Origin of the sequence: Caulobacter sp. UNC358MFTsu5.1 (genome assembly GCF_000712075.1) — a bacterium.
Lineage (GTDB): Bacteria > Pseudomonadota > Alphaproteobacteria > Caulobacterales > Caulobacteraceae > Caulobacter.
The window spans coordinates 162,940-187,498 of sequence record NZ_JONW01000009.1 but is presented as its reverse complement, the minus strand read 5'-3'; the positions used below and the strand labels follow the sequence as shown (position 1 = coordinate 187,498).

The window sequence follows — 24,559 nt, the reverse complement described above, 5'->3', positions numbered from 1 at the left end:
ACGTGTCGCGATCGACACGCAATGGCCCCAAACGGGCTCGCCAGGGTCCAATGGCGGCCCAACGGCAAGGCTATCCCTGAGACCGTCGAGGCGCTCCCCCCAGCCTCGCCAGTACCAAGGAGTACAACAATGAAGACTCTCATGTCGGCGGCCGTTCTGGCCGCTCCCGTGGTCGCGATCTCGCTCGCCTCGATGCCCGCCCTGGCCCAGGCCCAGGACACCGGGGTCTACGGCACGCTCGGCTACGCCGGGTCCCGCGCCGAGGGCGCCGACACCGGCGCCGTCCAGGGCCGCCTGGGCGCCAAGCTGACCCCGCACTTCGGCGTCGAGGGCGAACTGTCCGGCGGCGTCAAGGACGACAACATCGACCAGGCCGGCGTCCGCTCCAGCATCGAACAGACCCACCAGGCCGCGGTCTACGGCGTGGGCTTCCTGCCGGTGACCCCGCAGATCGACCTGATCGGCCGCGTCGGCTACGGCAACAGCCAGTTCAAGCAGACCGTGGCCGGGGTCGAGAACAAGTTCGACGCCGACAGCGTCAACTACGGCGTCGGCGCCCAGTACAAGTTCGACGACAAGAACGGCGTCCGCGTCGACTACACCCGTCAGCAGTACCGCGACGACGACGCGGCCGACGCCAACGTGGTGTCGGTGGGCTACGCCCGGAAGTTCTAGGCGCCAGGCCCCCTGAAACGAAGAACGCGCGCCTCGATCCCGGGGCGCGCGTTCTGATTCCGACATGGGCTCGCGGTCAGACCGCCGGCGGCTCCGCGCCGGGCGCGTAGTGATGGTGATGCACGGTCGGTCCAGCGCCGTAAGGCAGGCGGCCTTTCGGGTCCTCGCCGTAGCGGTTGGGACCGGGCGTGCCGTCCATCAGGTGGAAGACCAGCAGGATGATCCCGCCCACGCCGGGGATCAGGCCCAGCAGCACCATCCAGCCCGACTGGTCGATGTCGTGCAGCCGGCGGACATGGACCGCCAGGGTGGGGATGATCAGGGCCAGCGCGCCCGCCATGGCGACCAGGATCCAGACGACGAAGGCGGCTCCAACGCCGTCCTGGCCCTGGCTTGTTCGCCTCCGCACCCGCGACCACCAACGTCACGGTGACGATGGTGAAGGCCACGGCGACCAGGACATGGAACAGGAAGAAGAGCCAATATTCCGTCCGTCGCGAACGCCCTTCGAAATCGGCGTACCGGCGCAATGGCTCAAACATCAACGACATCGTTTTCCCCCAGAAGCTCGGCTCGGCGAGCGCTGAACAACCCTGGCGATACCGTAGGGCGGCGCAAGCCTCAGCGTAAAGACGCTTTTCGGCCGATCCGCGTCGCCGTGCCTCGGCGGAGCCGGCTTGACGCCGGCGCCATGAAGCGTGACGCTGGCGTCAAGTTTGGGAGGAAGCGTCGCTTGGACAAGGCGCTGTTGATTCAGTTGGTGGGCTCGGCCGTGGCCGTCAGCCTGCTGGTCGCCATCGCGGCCTGGGCGCGGATTCCGCGTCCGACCCCTCCGCTCGACGCCGAGGGCGCCCGGGCCCTGCTGGCCGTGGAGTTCCCCGACGACCGCGTCGACGCCCTGTGGATCGCCGCCGACGGCGCGGGTCTAGTGGCGCGGTCGGGCGAACGGGCCCTGGTCGCCTGGCGCAAGGGCGACAGCTACGTGGCCCGCGACCTGGCCTGGAGCGCCGCCCTGGCCGCCCGGCCCGACAAGGGCTTCCTCCGCCTCAAGACCGCCGACGGCGCCCCGCGCCTGGCCCTGAAGGACGGCGCCTGGCCGCCGCGGGAGTTCGCATGAAGACCTTCGACCCCGTGCAGCTTGCTATTCCTTTTTTCGTCCTGGCCGTCATCCTGGAGATCGTCCTGGCGCGCCTCGGCAAGGCGAACGCCCGCTACGAGGCCAAGGACACCGCCATGTCCCTGACCATGGGCCTGGGCAGCAGCATCGCCGGCGCGATCCTGGGCGGGGCGATCTTCGCCGCCACCGTTTGGGTCTGGCAGCACCGGATCTTCACGATCCCGATGACCGCCGTCTGGGCCTGGGTGATCCTCTTCTTCGCCGAGGACCTGACCTACTACTGGTTCCACCGCATCGCCCACGAGCGGCGGTTCTGGTGGGCCAGCCACGTCAACCACCACACCTCCACCCACTACAACCTGTCGACCGCCCTGCGGCAGACCTGGACGGGCGGCGTCGTGGGCACGTGGCTGCTTTGGCTGCCGCTGTCGTTCCTGGGCTTCCCGCCGGCCATGGTGGCCATCCAGAAGGGGATCAGCCTGATCTACCAGTTCTGGATCCACACCGAGGCGATCAAGAAGATGCCGCGCTGGTTCGAGGCGGTGTTCAACACGCCCTCGCACCACCGGGTGCACCACGCGCGCAACGCCCGCTACCTCGATGCCAACTACGCCGGCATCCTGATCATCTGGGACCGGATGTTCGGCACCTTCATCCCCGAGGTCGACGAGGAGCCGTGCCGCTACGGCACGGTCAAGAACCTGGCCAGCTTCAACCTGCTGACCAACGTCTTCCACGAGTTCATCGGCATCGCCAAGGACGTGGCCGCCCATCCGCGCCACGCCCTGGGCTATGTCTTCGGCCCGCCGGGCTGGAGCCACGACGGTTCGCGCGACACCTCCCACACCCTGAAGGCCAAGTGGCGGGCGCGGCTGGAGCGGGACGGGAAGGCGACGCCGGAGACGCACGCGGCCGAGTAGGGCGGTCGGCCTAGCGTCGCTCGCGCCCCACCAGCCAGCAGGTCGCCGCCCAGGCCGAGCCGGCGGCCCAGCCGCCCAGCACGTCGTTGGTCCAGTGGACGCCGAGGAACACCCGGCTGAATCCCACGGCGGCGGCCGTCGTCGCGCCCACGGCCAGGCCGTAGGCGCGCAACGCCGTCCCCTTGGCCCCCTGGGCGAACAGGATGCCCAGCGACAGGAAGGTCGCGGCCGACAGCAGGGCGTGGCCGCTGGGAAAGCTTTCGTTGACCGCCTCGGCGGCGCGGTACTCGGCCGGCGGCCGGCTGCGCTTGAACAGGTTCTTCAGCCCCTCGCTCAGCACCAGGGCCCCGGCGAACACCCCGGCCGTCAGCAAGGCTTCGCGGCGCTTGCCGGCGAGGGCCAGCCCGCCGGCCGTCACGGCGGTCAGCCCGGCCAGCACGGTGATCCCGCCCAGGGCGCTGGCCTCGGTCAGACTTTCCTTCAGCCATTTGGGCCCGACCGGCTCGGATGGATCGCCGTCGCGCCGCAGCGCCTTGAGGATCCTCCAGTCGGACGCTTGGCCGTCGGCCTCGTTCTGGTCGTCGGCGACGTCCTGGAAGACCGCCAGGGCTGCACCCAGGCCGAGCAGGGCGGCCAGGGCGAAGGTCTCGGTGTGGGGATTCAGGGCGTGGCGCGCGCGGTGCATCCGGCTTGAATGTGCGCGGGAGGCGCGGCGTTCCTTCGGCGAGTGCTCACGACCGCTCCAGCGGCCATCCCCGGGCGATCAGCGCCTTGACCCGGTCGCGCGCGACGGGCGCGGGCAGGCCGCCCGGCAGGAGCAGCCAGAAGCGTCGGCCGCGACGCTCGCACCGCTCGACCGCCGACCGCGCCACCCACCACGACCGGTGGACCTGGGCGCCGTCCAGCCCTTCGACCGCCGCGACCGCGTCGGCCATCCGCATCAGCAGCAGGGTCTGGCCGCCCTGGGCGTGGACCCGCACATAGTGGTCCTCCATCGACAGGGCGAGGATCGCCCCGTGGCCGGGCGGCAGGCGCCGGGCGAGGGCGGGCTTCACCTCGGCCGTCGGCGTCGCCGACTGTCCGGAGGCGCGCCCGCGCGTCCGGTCCTGGCCTGCTCGCGCCAGCCAGAGGGCCAGGACCACGAAGGCGGTGACGACCAGCACCTGGACATAGGCGTCGAGGAAATCGGCGAGCGACGGGGGCGGTCGCGAGAGGTCCGGATGCGGACCGAGCCACCAGACCAGGGCGGTCACCGGCGCGGCGGCTACGACCGACGCCGCCGCCCAGGCCAGGCCCTCGGGCAGATTCCAGCGCTTTGCGACGGCGCTTGCCAAGGCCAGACACGGCCGCACGATCGCGTAGCCCAGGGCCATGATCCGCAGCCAGTACAGGGTCCGCGCCGGCCAGTCGCGGTACGGGACCGCGCCGAACGGCCCCATGGCCACGACGATCGCGGCGCAGACCAGCATCACGATCGCCTCGCGAAGATGCTCGCGCCGGAACGCCCGGCGACCGATCGGCGAAGCGCCAAAGGGAATCGTCATGGACCAGGCCATTACACGAAGGCGGCGGTCCGTTTCACGAATTCCCGCTTGAGGTCGCCCCGGCCGAGCCCGATCCCTGCCTGGCCGCGGCGATCGCCCGGCGCTTCCCCACATCGGAGTTCCAGCCTTCCATGCGTCAGTTGCCGACGGCCTTCGCCCTGTCCTTCCTCGCGCTCTGCCTGCTGGGTCCGCGCGACGCCCTGGCGGGCGTCTGGCGCGAGACGCCGGTCACGATCAAGGCCCACGACGGGGTCGTGCTGGCGGGATCGGTGCTGTCGCCCGAGGGGCGGACGGACGCGCCCGGCGTGGTGATCCTGGCGGGTTCGGGCGGCAACGGACGGGACGGCAGGATCCAGGGCTTCCCCGCCTATCGCGTGATCGCCGAGCGGCTGGCGGCCGACGGCGTGGCGGTGATGATCACCGACCGACGGGGCGTCGGCGGGTCCGGCGGGCGCTGGCGCGGCGAAACCATCGAGGGACGGGCTCGGGACGCCGTCCTGATGCTCCGCCGCCTGGCCCAGGACCCGGCGGTGGACCCGCGCCGCGTCGGCGTGCTGGGACACAGCCAGGGCGGATGGGTGGCGACCGAGGCGGCGGCCCAGGCGCCCGACGCGGTGGCCTTCGTCGTGCTGATGGCGGGACCGGGCCAGTCGGTGCTGGACCAGGTGGTCACCGACCAGACCAACCAGTGGCGGCTGGCCGGCCGGAGCCGGGCCGGCGTCGCCTTCAACGGCCTGGTCCTGCGGGCGGGGCTTTCGACCGTGCGGCTGCTGCCGACCCGTTGCGAGATCGCCGCGCTGGAGACGCTTTGCGGCGTGATCCACTATTCGCCGGCCTCGGCCCTGCCGAAGGTCCGCGCGCCGGTGCTGGCCCTGCTCGGCGCGCGCGACAGCCTGGTTCCGCCCCGGCCCAACGTCGGCCTGCTCAGCCGGGGTCTGAGGAACACCGACCTGACGATCAGGATGTTCGACGAGGCCAACCATCAGTTCTGGAAGGCCAAGACCGGCGCCAGTGCTGAATACGCCAGCCTGACGCCGGGCTACGTGCCGGACTTCCTGGACACGATCAGCGACTGGGTCCGGGCGACGCCGCCGAGGGCCGAGGAAAATCAGCGGGCCGTGTCGGTTCCGAATCCGTCCGTTCGTCATCCAGAAGAGCGAGATTGAATAGGAAGTCCCGGCATGGACGTGCGCGAACAGGTCGACCGCTATATCGACGGCCAGCCTCCGGCGAAGCGCGAGGAATTGCGCGACCTGCACCGGCGTATCCTGGAGCTCTCGCCCGACGCCGAGCTCTGGTTCCTGGACGGCAGGAACGCCGACGGCAAGGTCGTCTCCAACCCGAACATCGGCTACTGCTCGCAGACGCTGGGCTACGCCAACGGGGAGTCGCGGCCGTTCTACAAGATCGGCCTCAGCGCAAATACGTCCGGGCTGTCGCTCTACGTCATGGGGCTGGAGGACAAGACCTACCTGTCGCGGACCTATGGGGCGCGGCTCGGCAAGGCCAAGGTCACCGGATACTGCATCAGCTTCAGGTCGACCAAGGACCTGGACCTCGACGTGTTCGAGGAGGTCGTCGCGGACGCCTTGGGGCGAGCGAAGTCCTAGACGCCCTCTCTCCAAGAGAGGGCGGGCCTCAGACGCAAAGATCGCTCCACGACTGGTCCAGGGCGTCGCTGCCGTCGGTCTCTTCCAGCTTCAGGTCGCCTTGCGACCAGACGAAGCGCTCGGGGCCGTCGAAGCCGTCCTGCTCCTCGACGATGTCGACCTCGCCGCAGACGGAGGGGATTTCGCCGTCCCAGTGGACGAAGGTCTTGCCGAAGTCGACGCCCTGGGCCTCCGGGAAACGGTCGGCGACGGCGATCCGGGCACCTTGGACGGCCTCGGCGTCGTCGGTGCGGTGATCGACGGCCTCGGCCTGGGTGTCGCGCAGGACATAGGCGGCCAGGCCCGCGCCCAGGCCGGCCAGCACGACGACGGCCGCGCCGCCGGCGATCAGGTGTGTGCGGGAGAGGTTCGCCATGCCGGTCAGCCTAGCGTTGAAGGGCCAGGAGGCAAATGCGACGCCTAGTCCCGCAGCAACGGAAGCGACAACCCCATGGCCGGCCGCGCCGTCAGGATCTCGCGGCGGAAGCGGAACAGCTCGGCGGGGCGACCGCCGGTGTCGGCGTCCTGGCGGCCCAGGCCCTCGACCAGGTCCTCGCGCTCGACCACGCGGCGGAAGTTCTGCTTGTGCAGCGGCACCCCGGCGATGGCCTCGACCGTGCGCTGCAGGGCCGACAGGGTGAACTCGGTCGGCATCAGCTCGAACACCACCGGGCGGTACTTGATCTTGCCCCGGATGCGCGAGAGGCCGGTGGCCAGGATGCGGCGGTGATCCGAGATCATCGGTTCGCCCAGGGCGGCCGACAGGGCGGCGGGCTCGGCCGGATCGTGGCCCTCGGCCCGGGCCCGGTCGCGGGCGGCCTCTGGGGCAAGGCCCGCCTCGTAGAGCAGCTCGTAGCGCTCCAGGACCCGTTCCTCGTTCCACGGCGCGCCGTCCAGGGCGAAGGCCAGGCGGGCGCGCGACCACTTGCCGGCGTCCTCGCCCGCCCAGCGGCGCAGGGCCGGGGCGATGGCCTCGTCCAGCAGGGCGGGGCGGCCGTGGCGCCAGTCCTCCCAGGGGAAGAAGGCCGACCAGGGCGCCCAGGCGGTGTCGGGGACCTGGGTCTCGACGGCCGTCGGGGTCAGGCCCAGATAGCCGACCGAGACGATCCGGGCCGCCCCGGCTCCCATTTCGGCGCGCGGCGCGTCGCGGCCCTCGTCGCCGAAGGTGTAGAGCTGCTCGACATAGCCCAGCTGGAACCGGGTCTGCTCGGTGACGAAGGCCCGCAGGCCCAGCTCGAAGGTGCGGTGGCCGGCCGGGTCGAACGGGCCGAACGGCAGGCCGGGCAGGGGGCTGGCCACGTCGGTGACGGCGTCGTGCGGCCGCACGGTCAGGACCACGGCCTCGCCGTCGCGGATCGCCACCACGACCGCCGACAGGCCGATGACGACCGATGTCGATCCGCCCCCGGTCATTCGGTCTCGAACGCCATGCCGGGGGCGCTTTCGAAGCCGGCGGCGCGCGACAGCACGTGGAAGCGCTGGACGTAGCGGGCCTGGGCCTCGAACGGCGGCAGGGGCAGGATCTTCAGATCGTAGCCGGCCGGCGGCGGGCCGAAGATGGCCAGGGACTCGGCGTGCTCGAACCCGGCCAGCTGGGTGGCTTCGAAGAAGGCGCAGGCGCGGTCGGCCTGCTTGATCAGCTTCTTGATCGCGGCCGGGACCTTGGGCGGCAGGCCGAAGCGGATGTGGATGGCGTCCTCCAGCCGGGCCTCGAAATCCTTGTAGCCGATGCCCAGCGCCGCCTTGAACGGGCTGATCATGTCGCCGATCACATATTCGGAGGCGTCGTGCAGCAGGGCGGCCAGGCGCCATTTCGGCTCGAGGTCGGGCTTGATATGGGCGGCGATCTCCTCGACCACCACGCTGTGCTGGGCCACCGAGAAGCCGTGTTCGCCGGTGGTCTGGCCGTTCCAGCGCGCCACCCGGGCCAGGCCGTGGGCGATGTCCTCGATCTCGATGTCCATCGGCGAGGGGTCCAGCAGGTCGAGCCTGCGGCCCGACAGCATGCGCTGCCACGCCCGGGGCGGAGTTTTATGCAGCCCTTTGGCCACGAGATCGTTCCTTACGGTGAAGGTGCAGGCCTTACACAGTCTGGCCCCACTCTAGCTGGGTTGGCCCATCGGTTGACAAAGATCAATGAGGGCCGGGCCGTTGTCTGTGGAAATGCCTCACCGTGTGAATGCTTAGACCCGGGAGATCGATCATGAGCTGGGCGAGAATCATGGCGCCGCTGGCCGGAGCCGCCGCCGACCGGGGCGTCCTGGAAGCGGCCAAGACGCTGGCCGAGGGTTTCGACGCCGAGCTGGCCTGCGTCCATGCGCCGGCCGACATGGCCGATCTGATGCCCTGGATGGGCGAGGGTTTCATGGGCGGCGTGCAGGTCACGGCGCTGGAGAGCCTGAAGGAAGCCGCCGTCGAGGGCCATCACGCCGTCGACAAGCTGGTGGCCGAGCTGGGCTACGCCCGCGCCACCGCGATCAGCCTGGAATCGCCCGTCTGGGCCGGCCTGGCCGCGGAGGGCCGCTTGTCGGACGTGATCGTGTTCGACAGCGCCGCCGCGCGCGGCAAGGGCCCGCTGGCGGAGTCGTTCCAGCAGATGATCGCCGACGAGCAGCGCCCCGTGGTCGTGGCCCGGCCGGGCCTGAAGGTCGGCGGCACGGTGCTGGTGGCCTGGGACGGCGGCAAGGAGGCCAGCCGCGCCATGCGCACCGCGCTGCCGCTGCTGCAGAAGGCCGCCAAGGTCGTGGTGGCCGGGGCGCCGGGCGCCTCGTCGCGCAATTTCGAGCTGGAGCGCCTGGTCGCGTTCCTGGCGGCCCGAGGCGTCAAGGCCGAGCCCAAGGTGCTGGAGGGGACGGGCGGCGACGCCTCGGCCCTGCTGCTGGGCGCGGCCAAGGACGTGGGCGCCGATTTCCTGGTGGCGGGCGCCTTCGGCCACCCGCGCCTGCAGGAGTTCATCTTCGGCGGCACCACCCGGAGCCTGCTGAACAGCGACGGACCTTCGCTGTTCCTGTCGCACTAGAGCTTTGTTCCAAAAGAAGAAGGAGGGCGTTCAAATGTCCCTGTCACGCATCGTCATGCGCCTGGCCCGCAATCCCGGCACCGAGTTCGCGGGAGGCGACGACCACCGGGGCTACGCCCTGACCGCGCCGCTGACCGAGGACGGCCACCTGGACGCCGCGGCCTACGCCAAGGCCAAGGACGAGTGCGTGGTCCGCCGCTTCGCCCCCGACGAGGACGCCGCCGACGGCCGCCTGAACCGACGCGGCGAGCGCTGGTTCTTCGACTATGACGAGGGCGAGGACCTGGACGACGAGCCCGTCCACCGCCTGGGCCAGCATCGCTTCGCCCTGGGCGAATACGTCACCGTCACCGACGACGACGGCCGGCCGCTGACCTACAAGGTCATGGAGGTGACGCCGATCTAGCCGCCGACGTTGTGGCGGACCAGGGTCTTCATGTCCTCGAAGATGTCGTGGTCGCTGCCGTCGCGGCCCTTGGCCTTGACCACGGCCACGGCAAGCGGGCCGCCCTTGGGGCCGCGGGCCTCGTAGCCGACGACGCGGTAGCCGCTGACGGCCTTGTCGCTGGCCAGGATCAAGGTGGCGCGCACGCCGTCGCCGCCCCGCCGCTGGCGGATCTGGGCACCGTCGTTGGTGGCGTGGATCTCGGTGTCGCCCTCGTCCTCGTTGGTGGACTGGACGCTGACGTTGGAATTGCCGCCGCTGGTCCGCTCGGTCACCCGCTTGGTGCTGTCGCCGTCGCGGATCGTGACGTTCTTGGCGACCTTGACCTCGGCGGTGTCGTCGTTGGCGTTGATCGTCAGGCCGCCGATCTTGATGTCGGCGCCCTTGTCGTGGGCGTCGATCTTGATCCCGGGCAGGCTGATCTTGGCGCTGTCGCCACGGGCCTTGCCGCCGGGCGGCGGGGGAGGGGGCGCCTTGACCGCCGGCATCAGGGTCTTCAGGTCGGCCTCGATCGGCGCCAGGGCGGCCTCGGCGTCGCCGCCGTTCAGCGCCACCAGGCTCAGCGTGACCTCGGCGTTCTGGCCGCTGTAGAGGCAGGTCTGGCCGTCGGGCGCGGCGCTGACGCGCGTCAGCTCGCCCTGCTTGTCCGGGCAGTCCAGCCGGCTGATCGCCCGCAGCGGCTCGCGCTTGCCGGGCGTCCTGTGGTCGCCATGGCTGACCTCGACCTTGGGCGAGCAGGCGCCGGCGAGAACGACCAGGCTCGCGGCGGCCAGCAGCGTCAGGTGTCGCATAAAAGGAATCTCCCGTTCGACGCGAACGTGGTCCGGCGGCGCTCGGAAATCCAATGAAATCGCGGTAACGGCCCTATTGCCCGGGCCGCGCCCCCGAACCCTCGCGGCGGGCCAGGAAGGCCAGGCGCTCGAACAGGTGGACGTCCTGCTCGTTCTTCAGCAGAGCGCCGTGTAGCGGCGGGATCAGCTTGGTCGGGTCCTTCTCGCGCAGGGTGGACTCGTCGATGTCCTCGACCAGCAGCAGCTTCAGCCAGTCCAGCAGCTCCGAGGTCGACGGCTTCTTCTTCAGGCCCGGCACCTTGCGCATGTCGTAGAAGATCCGCAGGGCCTCGGCGACCAGCTTCTGCTTGATGCCCGGGAAGTGGACGTCGACGATGGCCTGCATCGTCGCCTCCTCGGGGAAGCGGATGTAGTGGAAGAAGCAGCGGCGCAGGAAGGCGTCCGGCAGCTCCTTCTCGTTGTTCGAGGTGATGATGATGATCGGCCGGACCTTTGCGGCGATCGTCTCGTCGGTCTCGTAGACGTAGAACTCGTTGCGATCCAGTTCCTGCAGCAGGTCGTTGGGGAACTCGATATCGGCCTTGTCGATCTCGTCGATCAGCAGGACGGGGCGGACCGGGGCCTCGAAGGCCTCCCAGAGCTTGCCCTTCTTGATGTAGTTGCGGACGTCCTTGACCCGCTCGTCGCCCAGCTGACTGTCGCGCAGGCGGGTCACCGCGTCGTATTCGTAGAGGCCCTGCTGGGCCTTGGTCGTGGACTTGATGTGCCAGGTCAGCAGCGGCGCGTTCATCGCCTTGGCCACTTCGTAGGCCAGCACGGTCTTGCCGGTGCCGGGTTCGCCCTTGATCAGCAGGGGACGTTCCAGCGCCACGGCGGCGTTGACGGCGACCTTCAGGTCGTCGGTGGCGACGTAATCGGCGGTGCCTTCGAAGCGCGAGCTCATACGGTTTCCTGACGGCGGCTCCAGCGAACCGCCTCGAACAGTTGTTCAAATCAGGACTAACCTACAGACCAACGGTCGGCCGGATCAAGCCGGCTTGTGGTCAGGCTCCGTCGCGCGGTTTCAGCAGTTCGGGCGGCGGCTTGCGGTGGCGGCGGGCGACCGACGGCGGATCGCTGGCCGGGAAGCTGTCCTCCAGCCCTTCCTCCAACTGGTCCTCGAGATATTCCGTCGGGTCGTCATTGTCGGATTCGGGCGAGGCGTCGGACATGGCGGGTCTCCTATCGCCTCATGAATCTAGGCGCGCGGGGATACAGCTTCAACGCCGGCCCGGCCGTCTTGAACGTCTCAGCTCTCCTTGGCGTAGCCCAGCGACTCGATGTCGTCCTCGGCCAGCTCGGTGGATTCGAAGTCGGCGGCGCTGTCGTCGTCGTCCGAGATCGAGTCCTCGACGTCCTCGTCGTCGCCGGCGATCGCGCTGAGCGGCTCGCGCTCGACGTCCAGGCCCTCGTCGTCGCGTTCGCCTTCCAGATCGTCGTCGATCTCGTCGGCGTTCTCGTCGTCGAAGTCGTCGTCTTCTTCGTCCTCGTCGTCATCGCCGTCGGCCTGGGTGACGTCGTAGACGTCGTCCAGCTCGTCGAAATTGGCGATGTCGTCGCCGTCCTCGGTCAGATTGGTCTCGTCCAGGACCTCGGCGCCGTCCTGGTCGTCATAGTCGGTGTCGGTGGGCATGGCGGGCTCCCTGAAACCAGAAGGGCGAGGGCGACGCCCCCGCGGTCCCGGATTCAACCCGTCGTCCGTGACGATTGTTCCGTCGGTCGCGCGAGGCGAAGGCCCTCATGCGAAGGGAAGCGCGTAGCCCTTGTCCAGCAGGCGTCGGGCCATCTCCTCGCGCCGGGCCGGCCAGTCCTGGGCCAGCAGGCCCAGCCCCACCACGTCGGCCGGCGCGCCGTCCTTGATCACATGATGGCGGAACAGCGCCTCGCGCTGGAAGCCGTAGCGCTCGTGCAGCTTCCAGACGCTCTCGTTGGACAGCAGCACCTCGCACCACAGCTTGTCGAAGCCCAGGGGACCAAAGACGTACTCGATCATCCAGAACTCGATATACGACCCCACGCCCAGCCCGCGCACCGACGGGCTGGCCAGGTAGTAGGCCCAGGCGCAGCGGCGGTTCCTGGCGTCGATGTCGGCCAGGTTGGCCAGGCCCACGGGTTCGCCGTCCACCTCGATCACCCAGTATCGGCGGCGGGCGTCGCTCGCCATGCCGTCGAACCAGCGGTCGTGCTCGGCCTGGCCGATCTTGTGGTCGGTGTACATGTAGGCCGCGACGTCGGGACTGTTGCGCCAGTCCAGCAGCCTCTGACGATCGCCTTCGGTCACGTCGCGCAGGACGACGGCGTGGGACGGGGCGTCCGAGGCTCCAGTGGTCATACGCGGCGATCTCCCCCCAGGGCGGCCAGGTCCGGCCGGCCCCGCACGAAGGCCCGGACGTCGTCCGACGTGAAGGTCGGATTGGCGGCGTAGAGTCCATCGTACACCGCGCGGACGAAGTCCAGATCGTCGGGCCGGTCCACCGTCCAGCGCACGTCGCCCTCGTCGGCGGCCTGTTCGAGGCCCTCGATCTTGAAGCGGTTGGGGTGGCGGTAGAGGAAGGGGGTGACGTGCTCGTGGTCGTAGGGGTCGCTCGTCTCGTCGGCGGCGATCTTCAGGGCCACGGATTCGAAGACCTCGACGTCCAGCCCCTTGGGGAAGCTGCGCCGGGCGGGGGTGTTGGAGGTGTAGTCGGCGCCGGAGCGCTCGTGCAGGGCCAGGGTCTGGTCGATCAGGTCGGGGTCGGCCAGGGGGCAATCGGCGGTGAGGCGCACCACCGTGCGGGTCGGACCGAAGGTTTCGATCGCGCCGATATAGCGGGCCAGCACGTCGTCCAGCGATCCGCGGAACACCTCGACGCCGGCGGCGATCAGGCAGACGGCCAGCGGATCGTCGCTGGCCTGGTCGGAGGTGGCCACCACGATCCGCTGCAGTCGCGTGGCGCGCTTGAGGCGCTCGATCTGCCGCAGGATCATCGGCTTGCCGGCCAGATCGGCCAACACCTTGCCGGGAAGCCGCGTCGACGACATGCGAGCTTGGAGGATGGCGAGCGGCAAGGGCGTACTCAAGGTTAGGTCCGGAACTTCAAGCCCGAACTCCGGCGTTCGTCTACCGCCGAAATGCGGTGGCCTCGTGGCGAAGCCTTTTCCGTCAAGCGGCCGGAAAGCGCTCGCGCAGGGCGGCGCCGACCTCGCGCATGGTCGGGTTCCAGTCGTTGAAGTCCGGCGTGATGAAGCAGCGCGTCCGCGGGTACCAGGGCCAGGTCTGGGCGCCCAGCCGGGTCCAGGACGCCGCGCCGGTCAGCATCCAGATCGGCGCGCCGCAGGCGCCGCCGAGGTTGGTGGTGGCGTTGGAGAAGCCGACGATCAGGTCCATCGCGCAGCAGAGGGCGGCGACGTCGTCGAGGTCCTGCTTCAGGTCGATGCCCGGCGGCTGCCAGATGTCGACGCCGAACTCGGCCTTGGCCAGGGCGATCTCCTCGCTGCAGTCGCCGTACTGCAGGTTCACGAAGGTGACCCCCGGAACCTCCAGGATCGGACGCCACAGCAGGAAGGGCGAGAACTGGCGGGCCCGTTCGCCGTTCAGCTTCAGGCTCTTCCACAGCAGGCCGACCTTGGGGCCCTTGGGGGCGCTCTCCTCAAGGACCCGCCGCCAGTGCGCGACCCGCGCCGGATCGGCTGTCAAGAAGTTGGGACGGTTGGGGAAGGCGGCCAGGCTGGGCCGGAAGACCTCGAGCAGGTCGGCCATCGGGGCCCAGAAGTCGACGCCGCTCCAGTCCTCGATCTCGGGCGCGCCACGATAGACCCGGCCCTCGTAGGCGACGGTCTTGTGCGGGAAGACGGCGGCGTTCGGGAACGAGCGCTGGAACAACGAGACCAGCCGGCGCTCGACCGCGAGGGTCAACTTGCCGTCGGACCCCAGCGCCTCGACTACGTCGGGCAGCATGTTGGCGAACATCACCTCGTCGCCCAGGCCCTGCTCGGCGCAGATCATCAGCGACTTGCCGGCCAGGTCCATGCCCGGGCTCCAGCGCGGGGCGTCGATGGTGAAGCGCGGGGCGTCGCTAAGGTCCTTCGAGAGCCGGGCCTTGTAGGCGCTCCAGCCTTCCCCGACCCGGCCCAGGGACAGCAGGGTGGTGGCCCGGCCGAACTGCATCGTCGCCAAGTCCTCGGCGGATTCGGCGAAGGCGATCGCCCGGTCGCAGTCGGCCAGCGAGCCCTCGACGTCGCCCAGATCGAGCTTGGCGTAGGCGCGGTTGTGGTAGGCCTTGCCGAAGCGCGGGGCCAGCCGCAGCGTCTCGTCGAAGAAGGTCAGGGCCGTCTTGCCGTCGCCCTGGCTGCACAGGATGGTGCCCAGGGTGTTCCACAGCAGCGGCTGTTCGGGATTGTCGTTGATGGCCGGGCGCAGGACCTCGATGGCTTCCTCGCAGCGATTGAGGTCGCGCAGGGCGCAGGCCAGGTTGTTGACGCCCTCCAGGTCGCCGGGGCGGGCCTGGACGTAGTGGGCGAAGAACTTCACGGCGATTTCCGGCATGTTCAGGCGGAAGGCCAGGCGGCCCAGGTCGCCGGCGACGCCATCGTGGTTGGGCAGCAGCTTCAGCGCCGCCTCGTAGCAGTGCATCGAGCCGGCGAAATCGCCGATCTTCTCGCGGGCGATGCCCAGCACGTGCCAGGCCACGCCCAGCTTGTCGTCGAACTCCAGGGCCTTGAGGGCCAGCTTCTCGCCCTTGGCGAAGTCGCCGCTGTGCATGGCGCGGAGCGAGCGCTCCAGCTGCCGCGAGGCTTCCCGGTTGCGGACCTCGTGGACCTGGCGATCCAGCCGCTCCAGGGCCTCGGCCGAGGCGGCGTCGCCGGTCGCGGTCTGGAAGCCAAGGTTAACGGCCTGGGCGACGGATTCCTGGGCGACGGCCAGCGCGGCGGCCGAGATCTGGGTGTCGCGACTGCGGGACATCTATTGAAGGCCTTGGCGGTTGGAGAGAGTCATCCTCTGGGTCAGTATGTTTAATTGTATCCTAAGCTGCGTCTCCCGGTCGCAGGCTTGGCAAGGGGACGTTAACCGCCTCCGCCTAGCTTCTGCTCCGAACCGCTATTCCGGCGGATGGGGCGACACGGCAATGCAAGAGGGAGCGGCCTTGTGCCATTGAAGCTGTCGCTGAAACCCGGCGAGAAATTCGTGCTGAACGGCGCGGTCGTCCAGAACGGCGACCGTCGCGGCGTGCTGGTCCTCCAGAACAAGGCCTCCGTGCTGCGTGAGAAGGACATCATGCAGCCCGACGAAGCCACGACGCCGGCGCGCCGGATCTATTTCCCGGTCATGATGATGTACCTGGACGAGGCCGGCGCCGAGCGCCAGTACGAGGAATTCGCCACCCGCCTGACCGAATTCATGGGCGTGGTGCGCAATCCCGACGTGCTGGGCGACTGCATCGCCATCTCCAAGCACGTGATGGCCCGCGAGTACTACAAGGCGCTCATGCTGAGCCGGAAGCTAATCGAGTACGAAGATCAGAGGTTGGGGCATGTCTCTTAGGGCCTATCAACAGACGGCGACGCGGACCGAAAACCCGCGCGAGATGGAATACCGTCTGTTCGGTCAGGTGACGCGCGCCCTCATGGCCGCGTCCGAAGCGCCGGCGGACGACATCGCCACGCGCATCGACGCGCTCGACTGGAACCGGCGCGTGTGGTCGGCCCTGGCGACCGACTGCGCGCTGCCGGAGAACACCCTGCCGGTGCAGCTGCGCGCCAGCATCATCTCGCTCAGCCTCTGGGTCGGCCGCCACTCCAGCGCCATCATGCGCAAGGAGGAGGATTTCGAGCCGCTGATCGAGATCAACCGCATGATCATGCAGGGCCTGGCCGGCCGTTCCGACGGGGCCTGATCCCGGCCCGCCTCCGGCGGGCCAGCTTGAATTGAGCCGTCATGGCGGGGCGGGCGTCGGTTTCGGCGCCCGCCTTTTCAATGCGCGGACGACCGGGCAGGGGGCCGCGGCCCCGACGGCAAACCTTTCCGGTAAAAGCTGCCGCCCGGCTGTTTCTGCAGGCGATCGGCGGCGCCGCAGCGAACGCGGTATTCAAAAAATCCATTTCAAAACAGCGATTTAGCGATTCTCTCCGTGCGGCGCCGATTGGCCCGCCGCTTGCGATGGTTCCCGCGGGCAAAACGCCCGACCGGCAAAACGCCGGGGCAATCCTCCCAAAATGGCGAGAAACACCATGCTGAACTCGATCAACACCAATGCCGGCGCCATGATCGCGCTGCAAAACCTGAACGCCACCAACTCGGAGCTCCAAAACACTCAGCAACGCATCAACACCGGCAAGAAGATCTCCAACGCCAAGGACAACGGCGCGATCTGGTCGATGGCCAAGATGCAAAGCGCGACGTCGAGCTCGCTGAACGCCGTGAAGGATTCCCTCCAGCGCGGTCAGTCCACGATCGATGTCGGCCTTGCCGCTGGCGACACCATCACCGACCTGCTCGGCAAGATGAAGGAAAAGGCCCTGGCCGCTTCCGACACCTCGCTGAACACCGCCTCGTTCAACGCCCTGGTCTCGGACTTCACCTCGCTGCGTGACCAGATCACCAAGGCTGTCACCAACGCCAAGTTCAACGGCGTCAGCCTCGTCGACGGCACCACCACCAAGCTGCAGTTCCTCAGCAACTCGGACGGTGTCGCCTACACGGTGAGCGCCAAGACTCTGTCGCTGAAGGGCCTGGGTCTGACCACGACCTCGACCTTCACGACCGCCGCCGCGGCCAAGACCATGATCGACACGATCACCAAGTCGATGACCACGGCGACGAACAAGCTGGCGAGCCTGGGCACCAGCTCGACCGGTCTGGACATGCACCTGACCTTCACGGGTAAGCTGCAGGACAGCCTGGACTCGGGCGTGGGCAACCTGGTCGATGCGGACCTGGCCAAGGAAAGCGCGAAGCTGCAGTCGCTGCAGACGAAGCAGCAACTGGGCGTTCAAGCCCTGTCGATCGCCAATCAGACGCCTCAGTCGATCCTGTCGCTCTTCAAGTGATCGGCGACTAGGCTCCAAGAAGCGATCAAAGCCGGACGGTCTACGGACCGTCCGGCATTTCTTTTTCCACGGACCGGCGTTCGTCGAATTGTCCGAAGCCAACCTAAAATTGCCCGGCATATTTTGCCGAGGCGATATGTCGCTCGGCAGTTATTGCCCATCAAAATCACAGTAAACAAAACTATAACTTTGCAATTTCAAGCTGTTGGCAATTTCTGCCTACTGGGCAGTTTTGGCCCGATCATTGCTTCCTAGTTCGATGAGCAAAAAGCTCCCGGCAGTCAAAATGACGTCGGAACCCTTGAATAGGAACTGTTGCGATGCCGCTGAATAGCATCAACACGAACGCCGGCGCGATGATCGCCCTGCAAAACCTGAACGCCACCAACAGCGAGCTTCAGGTCACGCAACAACGCATCAACACCGGTAAGAAGGTCGGTACCGCCAAGGACAATGGCGCTATCTGGGCCATGGCCAAGAACCAGTCGGCCACCTCCAGCTCGCTGAACGCCGTGAAGGACTCGCTGCAACGCGGCCAGTCGACCATCGACGTGGCCCTCGCGGCCGGCGACACCATCACCGACCTGCTGGGCAAGATGAAGGAAAAGGCCCTGGCCGCTTCCGACACCTCGCTGAACACCGCCTCGTTCAACGCCCTGAAGTCGGACTTCGAAAGCCTGCGCGACCAGATCACCAAGGCCGTCACCAACGCCAAGTTCAACGGCGTGTCGATCGCCGACGGCTCGACCCAGAAGCTGGCCTTCCTGGCCAACTCGGACGGTTCGCAGTTCACGGTCAGCTCCAAGACCCTGTCGCTGAAGGGTATCGGCATGACCACGACGTCGACCTTCACGACCGCCGCGGCCGCCAAGACCATGATCGACACCGTCGGCAAGGCCATCGGCACCGCCACCAACAAGCTGGCTTCGCTGGGCACCAGCTCGACCGGCCTGGACACCCACCTGACCTTCGTCGGCAAGCTGCAAGACAGCCTCGACGCGGGCGTGGGCAACCTGGTCGACGCCGACCTGGCCAAGGAAAGCGCCAAGCTGCAGTCGCTGCAAACCAAGCAGCAGCTGGGCATCCAGGCGCTCTCGATCGCCAACCAGTCGACCGGCTCGATCCTGAGCCTGTTCCGATAGGGACACCTGGGGGCGGGCCTTCGGGCCCGTCCCCGCCTTCCGTCGGCCTTGAGCCGGGAGGAGGGTTCACCAGAGGCGCCGCCGTGACCCGGCGACGATAGGAGTAATGGAAACCAAAGCCGCACTGACACAGCCGATACCAGAACCGACCGCGCCGTCTTCGGCCGCCAATGCCTACACCGTCCCGGGCCAACCCGCGGGCGGTCCTGTCGTTTCGGAGGCTCCGGAGAAGCCGGCCGCCGCCGCGGGCCCCCAACCGGGCGACCTGCGACTGGTGATCGAGCAGGATCCCGTTTCGGGTTCGTACGTCTACAAGACGGTCGATCGCCGGACCGGCGACGTCCTGCAGCAGTTTCCCCGCGAGGACGTGCTCCGCTTCAAGCAGGCCGAGCACTACGACCCGGGCGAGGTTTTCGACGGCCTGACCTGAGAGGGCGCTCCGCCCCCTAGGACCGTGTTCGCCGCGACCTGGCGTCGCAGGCGGAACATGGTTTACGCGCGTTAACCATATTCTTACTCCCTGAGCCTCAAGTTCACGGTCGACCTGCTCGGCCGCCGAATCGCGTTCCGAGCCACATTGGCAAGAACCGCCGTTCGGAGACCGTGATGACGCTGAGCGTGAACACCAATCAGCCTGCGCTGATCGCCCTGCAGAATCTGAACAAGACCAACGACGAGATGGGCGGCGTGCAGTCGCGCATCAACACCGGTCTCGCGATCTCCAGCGCCAAGGACAACGCCGCGGTCTGGTCGATCGCCCAGGATCAGCGCGCCGACCGCTCGGCCCTGAACGCGGTGAAGATGAGCCTGGACCGCGCCACCTCGATCACCGACGTGGCCCTGGCCGCGGGGGAATCGGTCTCGGATCTGCTGACCCAGATGCGCGAGAAGGTGGTCGCCGCCAAGGACACCTCGCTGTCGACCCAGTCGCGCAACTCGCTGAACGCCGACTTCCAGAGCCTGCTGAAGAACATGACGCAGGTGATCAACAGCGCCACGTTCGACGGCGCCAACATCCTGAACGGCAGCGAGCCGAGCAACATCACGTTCCTGGCCGACGCCGACGCCGCCACCGTGATCACGCTGAACCTGCAGAACCTGTCGCTGAGCAGCACGATCAACACGCTGTCGCTGAACGACAAGATCAACACCCAGACCCTGGCCGCCAGCGTGCTGTCGCGCCTGGACGCGACGATGACGGCGGTGAACCAGGCCGTCGGCTCGATCGGCTCGCAAGCCAAGCAGATCGAAGCCCACAACACCTTCGTGTCCAAGCTCAACGACGTGCTCGAGACCGGCGTGGGCAACCTCGTCGACGCCGACATGGCCAAGGAAAGCGCGCGCCTGCAGGCCTTGCAGGTCAAGCAACAGCTCGGCGCCCAGGCGCTGTCGATCGCCAACCAGGCGCCGCAGATCATCCTGTCGCTGTTCAACGGCGGCAGCTAGGCCTGAGGCCCCGCGCGGGGTAGACTCTCCGCCACGCTAGTTGGGAGAATCGACCCGGTATGATCGAGCTTCGCGATTTGACGGACGGCGACGAGGCGGTCCTGTTCCAATGGCGGGGCGAACCGGAAGTCGACCGGTGGATGTCCGACGCGGCCTTTCCGAGCCGCGAGGCCCACGCCGCCTGGTTCCAGGCCCTGCGTTCCGATCCCGACATGCGCGGCTGGATGATCGTCCGGGCCGGCGAACCGTCGGGCCTTCTGACCCTGACGGGCCTGCTCAGCCATCATCGTCGCGCCGGCTGGAACTGGTTCCTCGGTTCGGCCGAGGCGCGGGGCAGGGGCGTGGGGCGCGCCGCTCAGGTGCTGGGACTGGACCGCGCCTTCGGCGAGCTGGGCCTGCACAAGGTCTTCGCCGAGGTCATGGCCGACAACGACGCGGCGCTGAAGGCCCAGGCGGCCTCCGGCTTCCGTCGCGAAGGCTATCTGCGCGGCCACGTGCTGAAGGACGGCGAGCCCCGGGACGTGGTCCTGCTGGGCATCCTGGCCGAGGAATGGCGCGAGCTGCGGGGCGAGGTCCGGCGCTCGCTGACCGACGCCCACCTGATCGCGGCCTGATCCCGACTTCGATTCATACGTCTTAACGAAACGTCAGCGATCATCGCGGACAATCGAATCGTGGGGCGTAGTGCGTCCCGATGGGACCCGCTGTGATCACTTTCGATTCCAGTCTGCTGCTCGGGTATTATCAGGCCAAGAACGCTGGCCTGGCCGCGAACGCGACCGCGTCGACCAACCAGTCCTCGTCGTCCGCTCCGTCCTCCTCGGGCGGCAAGACGGTGCCCAGCTCGCCCTGGACGACGATGACCAGCGAGCCCAGCGACCTGGTCAAGGCGGCCCTGAACGGCCGCAAGTTCGTCGACGAGGCTGCGGCCGTCGCCGCGTCCCCGACGATCTCGGGCGACTACAAGAAGCTGTTCGCCGCCTATCAGGCGCTCAACACCCTGTCGGCGATCGCCAACCGCTCGGCCGAGAAGGGCGTCACCGACAGCGAGATCAAGCGGCTGCAGGCCGTGTTCAGCAAGGGGCTGAACGAGGTCAACAGCTACGTCCAGAACCTCAGCACCGATGGCATGCGCCTGACGACCGGCACGGTCATGACCAGCGACAAGTCGACCGTCGGGGTGCCGAAGAACAACTACAACTACGTCACCAACACGATCTACAGCGGCCAGGTCGACGACGAGGTGCCCACGTTCAAGGGCAACGTCAGCTTCACGATGAACGTCAAGAAGTTCGGCGTGGCGACGGACGTGACGATGGACCTGTCGGAGATGGGTTCGACGCCGCGGACGATGGCCAACGTCGTCTCGTTCTTCAACCAGAAGCTCTCGGACGCCGGTTTCGACACCCAGTTCGCGGTCAACCGCACGGTGGGCCAGGAGCGCACCACCACGGTCAACGGCCAGACCGTCAAGCTGCCGGCCACCGGCGACGACTTCGCCCTGCAGATCAAGGGTGACCTGACCGAGACCCTGACCTTCTCGGCCCCGGCCGCCAAGCCGGCGGTCTACATCACCACGGCCGCCGGCAATCCGGATCCGGACAAGGACACCACCACCGACGACGCGGTGATCGAGAACACCCTGACCAAGTACGGCCCCGGCACGGCCGGCCAGCCGGGCACCAAGGTGTTCTCCGACACGCTGGAAGGCACGATCAGCACGGTCCACAAGACGATGACGGGCCCCGATGGCTCGCTCTACGTCCTGGCCGATGTTGACGGCACGACCAGCACCCAGACGATCAAGGGCGACCAGGACGTCGCCCTGCTGAAGTACGATTCGTCGGGCAAGCTGCTCTACGCCCGCACCCTGGGCGCCTCGAACACCGCCACCGGCTACAACATGGCCATCTCGGACGACGGCCAGGTGGCCATCGCCGGTTCGGTGGCGGGCAGCCTGGCCGGCGCCACCAACGGCCCGATCAATTCGGACTCGGCCGGCACGCTCACCGACAGCTTCGTGACCCTCTACGACGCCAAGGGCGACGAGACCTGGACGGTCCGCCGCGGCGGCATGCTGGAGGACGAGGCCACGGCCGTGGCCTTCGGCGAGGACGGCGTGGTCTATGTGGGCGGCCGCACCAAGTCCGACATCCCGGGCTCGGCCACCGGCGCGACGGAAGGCGGCTACGACAGCTATCTGAGCGCCTTCGCCACCGACATCGCCGGCACGCCCAAGGCGCTGTTCACCACCCATTTCGGCAGCGAGAACGACGACACCGTCTCCGGCATCGTGGTCAACGGCACGCAGGTGGTGGTGGCCAGCAAGGAAGGCAGCGAGGCGATGCTTCGCAGTTTCGACGTCTCGACCACCATCGTCACCGAGCCGCGCACCTATCTGAACGACAAGGAAGTCTGGGTCACCGAACCGACGACCTACACCAAGGCCGCGACGTTCACCGAGGGCGCGACGCGCGACCTGGGTTCGCTGAAGGGCGGCAACATCGCCGGCCTGACCATCGACAACGGCCAGCTCTACATCGGCGGCTCGACCACCAACGGCGCGCTGGACGTCGACAACAAGACCAAGGCCGCCTCGGGCGGTTCGGACGGGTTCGTGGCCCGCCTGTCGCTGGACCTGGCCGACAAGAGCCAGGACACCCTGGCCTATTACGGCGGGACGGGCGACGACACGGTCACCGGCATGGCGGTCTCCAACGGCCAGGCCTGGCTGGTGGGTTCGGCCGGCAAGGACCTGGCGGGCGAGGCCACGGTCGGCACGAAGGACGGCTACGTCGCCCAGATCAACGTCGCCACCGGTCAGGCCTCCTGGGAGCAGCGGCTGACCGGCAAGGACGGTTACGCCACGCCGACCTCGATCGCGGTCGACGCGTCGGGCTCCAGCACCCTGGACGTCTTCGGCATCCCGCGCGGCAAGATGGACTTCACCCAGTCCGACAAGATCGTCTCTGCGACCTCGGCGCGGGCGGGGGACACCTTCCAGGTCCGCACCCGGGCGCGCGGCACCCTGACCACGATCAAGATCGAGCAGGACGATACGCTCGACACCCTGGCCGACAAGATCCGCAAGGCCACGGGCTACGCGGCCAAGGTCGAGTTCAGCAGCGTCGGCAACAACCGCACCCTGCGGATCAGCCCGTCCCAAACCACCTCGACCGTCGAGATCCTGCCCGGCAAGGGCGGCACCGACGTGCTGGAATCGCTGGGGCTGAAGCCGGGGATCGTCCGCAACACCAAGACCGATCACGGCCAGACGGTCTCGGCCGACGGCAAGGGGCCGATCTACGGCTTCGCGCTGGACACGGGCCTGGACCTGACCACCGACGTCGGCCGCAACGCCGCCGTGTCGGCCATGACCAAGGCCCTGTCGGCGGTCCGCAACGCCTATCGCGAGATGGCCGACACCGCCAACGGCGTGAAGCGCACCGACGCGACCGCCTCCTCGAACAACAACGCCACCGGCACGGTGCCGACCTATCTGACCAACCAGATCGCCAACTACCAGGCGGCGTTGGATCGCCTGACCGGCGGCGGCTAGGGCGCGCGCCGCGACGGCCCTGGAAGCCGTCTTGAGCCTTGGACTTGAAAGCGTCATCACCGCGTCGTAGCCAGGGATCATGGAACTTCTCAAAGATCGACGCGTGTTGCTGGGCGGCGGCGCCGCCCTGGCCCTGATCGCGGGCCTCGGCATCGCCCTGACCGTGATGCACGGCAACAAGTCGCCGACCGCCGATCCGCCGGCCTCGCGCGCCGGCCTGATCGTCGAGACCGGCCGCGCCGACGACAACAAGCTGGACGCCAACCGCCCGCTGCGCTGCTTTGTCGGCGGCCAGTTCGTCGGCGAGATCACCCTGGCCGAGTGCGCCAAGAAGAACGGCGTGGCCACCGGCGCCCTGGACGTGGGCGTCGACGAGACCGGCGCCCTGGCCGCCGCCGACCAGGCCGGCACGGTCCTGACCCCGCTGCCGCCGCCGCCCGAGGCCCTGACCGTGCCCGCGCCGGCCGCGACGCCGGCCGCCCCGACGCCGACCGCGGCCAGCACGCCCCTGGCGGTCTGCTGGCGCTACGCCGGCGGCGAATGGCGCAAGCTGCCGGGCGAGATCACCGTCAACGCCTGCGCCCAGCAGATCTCGGGCGGCAAGTGCGAGAAAGCGGGCGGGGCCACCTACGGCCGCTGGGGCGACGAAACCCTGCGCATCGTGCCGGGCAAGGTCGAATCCTCGTCCGACAACCGCACCTTCCATTCGATCATCGACCTGGGGCAGGGCTGCTCCATCCCGTCGGCCTAGAGAGAGTCCAAGACCCATGCGCCTTCCCGTCGTCGCCCTCTCGCTCGTCGCCGCCGCCGCCGTTGTCGGCCTGAGCGGTTGCGAGAAGCAGACCAAGGCCCCGTTCGAGGCCGGCGTCTGCATGCACGTGATCGAACAGAAGGACGGGACGCTGAAGTTCAACCCGGTGGCCCGCAACGTGCCCAGTCTCGAGCTCTGCGCGGCCGAGTTGGAGGGCATGCGCCTGCGCTTCGTGCGCCTGGGCAGCCCCAGCCGCGAGATGACCGGCGCCTACCAGGGCAAGTTCATCTTCCTGCAGAAGGAAGGCATCTATCTGGGCGACACCTACGAAGGCGCCCGGTTCATGTCGCTGGTCCGCACGGGCGACGGCCGCCTGGCGGTCCCGGGGGCCATGCCGCCCCAGTAACGGGGAGGGCCGGAGGAAGAGGGCGGTGGA

General features: G+C 68.3%; 29 protein-coding genes and 2 pseudogenes. 17 read left to right on the top strand and 14 right to left on the bottom strand.

Annotation, left to right across the window (positions count from 1 at the left end):
• Positions 1 to 129 precede the first annotated feature (129 nt).
• The gene (locus BR39_RS0118335; protein WP_029914876.1) at positions 130 to 675 is read left to right on the top strand and encodes a porin family protein; all 546 of its coding nucleotides are present in this window, start codon (positions 130 to 132) and stop codon (positions 673 to 675) included.
• Positions 676 to 751: 76 nt separating this feature from the next.
• Here BR39_RS0118335 and BR39_RS26225 read toward each other — a convergent pair whose 3' ends face one another.
• Both BR39_RS26225 and BR39_RS27290 read right to left on the bottom strand, forming a co-directional pair.
• Positions 752 to 1,084, bottom strand: coding sequence for a DUF805 domain-containing protein (locus BR39_RS26225; RefSeq protein ID WP_255347303.1), 333 nt, complete (start codon positions 1,082 to 1,084; stop codon positions 752 to 754).
• Between the two features lie 55 nt (positions 1,085 to 1,139).
• Positions 1,140 to 1,217, bottom strand: a pseudogene (locus tag BR39_RS27290) (DUF805 domain-containing protein); the annotation flags it as partial.
• Between the two features lie 206 nt (positions 1,218 to 1,423).
• Between BR39_RS27290 and BR39_RS0118325 the strand changes: the two are divergent.
• Both BR39_RS0118325 and BR39_RS0118320 read left to right on the top strand, forming a co-directional pair.
• Positions 1,424 to 1,792 carry a hypothetical protein gene (locus BR39_RS0118325; RefSeq protein ID WP_369795649.1) on the top strand — a complete coding sequence of 123 codons (369 nt, stop codon included), beginning with the start codon at positions 1,424 to 1,426 and terminating at the stop codon, positions 1,790 to 1,792.
• Complete coding sequence (locus BR39_RS0118320; RefSeq protein WP_029914871.1) at positions 1,789 to 2,712, top strand: sterol desaturase family protein; 924 nt, start codon at positions 1,789 to 1,791, stop codon at positions 2,710 to 2,712. The genes BR39_RS0118325 and BR39_RS0118320 overlap by 4 nt, the downstream gene beginning before the upstream one ends.
• A gap of 10 nt (positions 2,713 to 2,722) precedes the next feature.
• Here BR39_RS0118320 and BR39_RS0118315 read toward each other — a convergent pair whose 3' ends face one another.
• Positions 2,723 to 3,397 carry a phosphatase PAP2 family protein gene (locus tag BR39_RS0118315; protein WP_051695895.1) on the bottom strand — a complete coding sequence of 225 codons (675 nt, stop codon included), beginning with the start codon at positions 3,395 to 3,397 and terminating at the stop codon, positions 2,723 to 2,725.
• 46 nt (positions 3,398 to 3,443) lie between these two features.
• The gene (locus BR39_RS25890; RefSeq protein WP_156035828.1) at positions 3,444 to 4,256 is read right to left on the bottom strand and encodes a LytTR family DNA-binding domain-containing protein; all 813 of its coding nucleotides are present in this window, start codon (positions 4,254 to 4,256) and stop codon (positions 3,444 to 3,446) included.
• A gap of 131 nt (positions 4,257 to 4,387) precedes the next feature.
• Between BR39_RS25890 and BR39_RS0118305 the strand changes: the two genes are divergently transcribed.
• Positions 4,388 to 5,422 (top strand): S9 family peptidase, encoded by a 1,035-nt coding sequence (locus BR39_RS0118305; protein WP_029914866.1) that lies wholly within the window; start codon positions 4,388 to 4,390, stop codon positions 5,420 to 5,422.
• Positions 5,423 to 5,437: 15 nt separating this feature from the next.
• Entirely contained in the window at positions 5,438 to 5,866 is a 429-nt protein-coding gene (locus BR39_RS0118300) for a DUF1801 domain-containing protein (RefSeq protein WP_029914865.1), read from the top strand.
• Between the two features lie 28 nt (positions 5,867 to 5,894).
• Here BR39_RS0118300 and BR39_RS25410 read toward each other — a convergent pair whose 3' ends face one another.
• The 3 genes and pseudogenes from BR39_RS25410 to BR39_RS0118285 form a co-directional block, all read right to left on the bottom strand.
• Positions 5,895 to 6,281 carry a hypothetical protein gene (locus tag BR39_RS25410; protein WP_035018653.1) on the bottom strand — a complete coding sequence of 129 codons (387 nt, stop codon included), beginning with the start codon at positions 6,279 to 6,281 and terminating at the stop codon, positions 5,895 to 5,897.
• A gap of 44 nt (positions 6,282 to 6,325) precedes the next feature.
• Positions 6,326 to 7,337 (bottom strand): annotated as a pseudogene (locus BR39_RS0118290) (NAD regulator); the annotation flags it as partial.
• Positions 7,315 to 7,956, bottom strand: a complete 642-nt coding sequence (locus BR39_RS0118285; RefSeq protein ID WP_156035827.1) for a YfbR-like 5'-deoxynucleotidase — start codon at positions 7,954 to 7,956, stop codon at positions 7,315 to 7,317. The gene BR39_RS0118285 and the pseudogene BR39_RS0118290, both read right to left, overlap by 23 nt.
• Positions 7,957 to 8,108: 152 nt before the next feature.
• Between BR39_RS0118285 and BR39_RS0118280 the strand changes: the two genes are divergently transcribed.
• Together BR39_RS0118280 and BR39_RS0118275 are read left to right on the top strand one after the other, a co-directional pair.
• Positions 8,109 to 8,924: a universal stress protein gene (locus BR39_RS0118280; RefSeq protein ID WP_029914862.1), complete on the top strand. Its 816-nt coding sequence runs from the start codon at positions 8,109 to 8,111 to the stop codon at positions 8,922 to 8,924.
• A 34-nt stretch (positions 8,925 to 8,958) separates the two neighbouring features.
• Positions 8,959 to 9,330, top strand: coding sequence for a hypothetical protein (locus tag BR39_RS0118275; protein WP_029914861.1), 372 nt, complete (start codon positions 8,959 to 8,961; stop codon positions 9,328 to 9,330).
• Here the strand turns inward: BR39_RS0118275 and BR39_RS0118270 are convergent.
• The 7 genes from BR39_RS0118270 to BR39_RS0118240 all read right to left on the bottom strand — a co-directional run bounded on the left by BR39_RS0118270 (position 9,327) and on the right by BR39_RS0118240 (position 15,141).
• The gene (locus tag BR39_RS0118270; protein WP_029914859.1) at positions 9,327 to 10,160 is read right to left on the bottom strand and encodes a hypothetical protein; all 834 of its coding nucleotides are present in this window, start codon (positions 10,158 to 10,160) and stop codon (positions 9,327 to 9,329) included. The genes BR39_RS0118275 and BR39_RS0118270 overlap by 4 nt on opposite strands.
• A 73-nt stretch (positions 10,161 to 10,233) precedes the next feature.
• Positions 10,234 to 11,103 carry a MoxR family ATPase gene (locus BR39_RS0118265; protein ID WP_029914858.1) on the bottom strand — a complete coding sequence of 290 codons (870 nt, stop codon included), beginning with the start codon at positions 11,101 to 11,103 and terminating at the stop codon, positions 10,234 to 10,236.
• 100 nt (positions 11,104 to 11,203) lie between these two features.
• A complete protein-coding gene (locus BR39_RS26805; RefSeq protein WP_197026728.1) occupies positions 11,204 to 11,371 on the bottom strand; it encodes a hypothetical protein in 168 nt (55 codons plus the stop codon).
• 77 nt (positions 11,372 to 11,448) lie between these two features.
• Complete coding sequence (locus tag BR39_RS0118255) at positions 11,449 to 11,832, bottom strand: hypothetical protein (protein WP_029914857.1); 384 nt, start codon at positions 11,830 to 11,832, stop codon at positions 11,449 to 11,451.
• A gap of 105 nt (positions 11,833 to 11,937) precedes the next feature.
• Positions 11,938 to 12,531, bottom strand: a complete 594-nt coding sequence (gene pseH, locus BR39_RS0118250) for a UDP-4-amino-4,6-dideoxy-N-acetyl-beta-L-altrosamine N-acetyltransferase (RefSeq protein ID WP_029914856.1) — start codon at positions 12,529 to 12,531, stop codon at positions 11,938 to 11,940.
• Positions 12,528 to 13,247, bottom strand: coding sequence for a cytidylyltransferase domain-containing protein (locus BR39_RS0118245; RefSeq protein WP_029914855.1), 720 nt, complete (start codon positions 13,245 to 13,247; stop codon positions 12,528 to 12,530). Before BR39_RS0118245 ends, pseH (BR39_RS0118250) begins: the two co-directional genes overlap by 4 nt.
• Before the next feature lie 94 nt (positions 13,248 to 13,341).
• Positions 13,342 to 15,141: a tetratricopeptide repeat protein gene (locus tag BR39_RS0118240; RefSeq protein ID WP_029914854.1), complete on the bottom strand. Its 1,800-nt coding sequence runs from the start codon at positions 15,139 to 15,141 to the stop codon at positions 13,342 to 13,344.
• A 183-nt stretch (positions 15,142 to 15,324) separates the two neighbouring features.
• Here BR39_RS0118240 and flbT point away from each other — a divergent pair, with 183 nt between their 5' ends.
• The 10 genes from flbT (at position 15,325) to BR39_RS0118190 (ending at position 24,529) form a co-directional block, all read left to right on the top strand.
• Positions 15,325 to 15,720 (top strand): flagellar biosynthesis repressor FlbT, encoded by a 396-nt coding sequence (gene flbT / locus BR39_RS0118235; protein WP_029914853.1) that lies wholly within the window; start codon positions 15,325 to 15,327, stop codon positions 15,718 to 15,720.
• The gene (gene flaF, locus BR39_RS0118230; RefSeq protein ID WP_029914851.1) at positions 15,710 to 16,072 is read left to right on the top strand and encodes a flagellar biosynthesis regulator FlaF; all 363 of its coding nucleotides are present in this window, start codon (positions 15,710 to 15,712) and stop codon (positions 16,070 to 16,072) included. Before flbT ends, flaF begins: the two co-directional genes overlap by 11 nt.
• 334 nt (positions 16,073 to 16,406) lie before the next feature.
• Positions 16,407 to 17,225: a flagellin gene (locus BR39_RS0118225; protein WP_029914849.1), complete on the top strand. Its 819-nt coding sequence runs from the start codon at positions 16,407 to 16,409 to the stop codon at positions 17,223 to 17,225.
• A 320-nt stretch (positions 17,226 to 17,545) separates the two neighbouring features.
• Positions 17,546 to 18,367 carry a flagellin gene (locus BR39_RS0118220; RefSeq protein ID WP_029914847.1) on the top strand — a complete coding sequence of 274 codons (822 nt, stop codon included), beginning with the start codon at positions 17,546 to 17,548 and terminating at the stop codon, positions 18,365 to 18,367.
• A gap of 106 nt (positions 18,368 to 18,473) precedes the next feature.
• Positions 18,474 to 18,797 carry a hypothetical protein gene (locus BR39_RS0118215; RefSeq protein WP_029914845.1) on the top strand — a complete coding sequence of 108 codons (324 nt, stop codon included), beginning with the start codon at positions 18,474 to 18,476 and terminating at the stop codon, positions 18,795 to 18,797.
• A 176-nt stretch (positions 18,798 to 18,973) separates the two neighbouring features.
• The gene (locus BR39_RS0118210; RefSeq protein ID WP_029914843.1) at positions 18,974 to 19,813 is read left to right on the top strand and encodes a flagellin; all 840 of its coding nucleotides are present in this window, start codon (positions 18,974 to 18,976) and stop codon (positions 19,811 to 19,813) included.
• A gap of 59 nt (positions 19,814 to 19,872) precedes the next feature.
• A complete protein-coding gene (gene pseH, locus BR39_RS0118205) occupies positions 19,873 to 20,427 on the top strand; it encodes a UDP-4-amino-4,6-dideoxy-N-acetyl-beta-L-altrosamine N-acetyltransferase (protein ID WP_029914841.1) in 555 nt (184 codons plus the stop codon).
• A gap of 92 nt (positions 20,428 to 20,519) precedes the next feature.
• Positions 20,520 to 23,372: a hypothetical protein gene (locus BR39_RS0118200; RefSeq protein WP_029914839.1), complete on the top strand. Its 2,853-nt coding sequence runs from the start codon at positions 20,520 to 20,522 to the stop codon at positions 23,370 to 23,372.
• Between the two features lie 79 nt (positions 23,373 to 23,451).
• Entirely contained in the window at positions 23,452 to 24,123 is a 672-nt protein-coding gene (locus tag BR39_RS0118195) for a hypothetical protein (protein WP_029914837.1), read from the top strand.
• A 16-nt stretch (positions 24,124 to 24,139) separates the two neighbouring features.
• Positions 24,140 to 24,529 carry a hypothetical protein gene (locus BR39_RS0118190; protein ID WP_029914835.1) on the top strand — a complete coding sequence of 130 codons (390 nt, stop codon included), beginning with the start codon at positions 24,140 to 24,142 and terminating at the stop codon, positions 24,527 to 24,529.
• Positions 24,530 to 24,559: the final 30 nt, after the last annotated feature.